Genomic DNA, 1638 nt, shown 5'->3' with positions numbered 1-1638 from the left:
CCTGTACGGCATCTCCGGCTCCGGGAAGTACCAGCTCAACATCACCGGACGGGGCAAAGTCGCCCTGATGACCACCGGGCGCGGCTGTCCACCCGATCGAGTCGGGGGCGACTCCGGACTTTCGCAGCGCGGTGCTGCTGGCGTGCGATTCGCCGCCCACGAGCAGAGCAGCCGAGGATTCACCGCGAGCGATGGCCGCGCCGATCCGATCGAGGAGCGCCGCGGGCCAGTGGCCACCGATCGGAGAGGTGGACGTGACCGTGGGGGTCGCACCTAATCGTGAGGCAAGCAGCCCGGGGAGGTCGTCGTACGACCAGCTGACGGTCTTGATTGCGAACACGGAATCGATCTGGGTTCCCAGTTCGGCGTGTCCACTGTCGTTCAAGGCGGCGACGGTGGCGTCGTGAATCAGATCGAGAGGTTCGCGGTGCCCGTCGGCTGGGTTCCAGCGCAGATCACCGACGCCGACGATGACCGGGATTCGTGATGCGTCAACCATCATGTACCTCTCGTTGCCGACCCGTAGCCGGGAGTTGACGTCACGATATCGGTGCCCGCAGTATCTGTAACTCTCGGGTCACAGTCAACATTTTTCGGGTTCCTATTTAGGTATGCCTAACGAAAGTCCTATACTCGTCATCATGACAGCTGTGGCAGAGAGAATTTCGGTGCCCGTGGGGCCGCGTTCCATCGATCACCCCTACTCGATGACAACGGTGACTCTGAAGCTCTCTCACCAGCGGCAGTGGGCCCCGCATCGTCATCCAGAGCACGAGCTGATCTGGGGAAACTCCGGCGGAATGCTCACGGTTGTGGCTGACGGCATCACGTGGGAGGTGCCGCCGTCGGCGGGACTGTGGTTGCCTGCCGGTGCGTTACATGCCGTGAAGGCCGGCCCTGGTACCGAGTTCTTCTGCACCTACTTCCGGCCTGAGGCGCACGAGGCGCCGTCGGGTGTTCCGGGTTTGTTCGGTGTCAGCGCTCTCCTGCGTGAGGTACTCCTGCACATGCATCGACGGAACATGCCCGACGAGGCCCGTAGCCGCGCGGAGCGGGTGGCCTTCGACATGCTGCAGCCGCTCGCGGTTGCTGCCGTGGAGGTGCCGATGCCGACCGATCCGCGAGCGCTGTTCGTCGCCGAAGCGTTGGTCGCCAATCCGGCAGACCAGCGCTCGCTGTCGGAATGGGCGCTGACGGCTGGCGGTAGTGTCCGGACCTTGACGCGCGTGTTCGCGCAGGGTACGGGAATGACGTTTGCGCAGTGGCGAATTCAGGTTCGTGTCCGCGCGGCGCTGACGTATTTAGCTGCTGGAGTGCCGGTTTCGGTGGTCAGTAGGCGAGTCGGGTACGAAACCCCGAGTGCTTTTGTCGCCGTGTTCCGCCGAGTCACCGGCCGCACACCCGGCAGCATGATGAACAAGGGGAGTGTGGCTCCCGAATCGGTGCCGTACCTTCTGCACGCGTGAGTTGGGTTGCACCGGCCGGAAGTGCCCGGTGCAACCGTCGCGCTCAACGCCGCGGCGCGGACCACGCTTCCCACAGCTCCGCATACCGACCCCCGAGGTTGACCAACTCGTCGTGAGAGCCGTGCTCGACCACGCGGCCGTCGTTCATGACGAGGATCTGGTCGGCGTCGAC

Annotated in this window: 1 protein-coding gene and 1 pseudogene; both read left to right on the top strand. The window is 64.3% G+C overall.

What is annotated here, in order from left to right; all coding sequences use genetic code 11:
- Positions 1-79: pseudogene (locus ABT116_RS44750) on the top strand (AIM24 family protein); the annotation flags it as partial.
- A gap of 562 nt (positions 80-641) precedes the next feature.
- A complete protein-coding gene (locus ABT116_RS44745; RefSeq protein WP_351646708.1) occupies positions 642-1466 on the top strand; it encodes a helix-turn-helix domain-containing protein in 825 nt (274 codons plus the stop codon).
- Positions 1467-1638 lie beyond the last annotated feature (172 nt).

Source organism: Streptomyces sp. NPDC002130, assembly GCF_040296465.1.
GTDB lineage: Bacteria > Actinomycetota > Actinomycetes > Streptomycetales > Streptomycetaceae > Streptomyces.
Note: the sequence above shows the minus strand (reverse complement) of the source record. Positions and strands in the feature narration are given on the sequence as shown.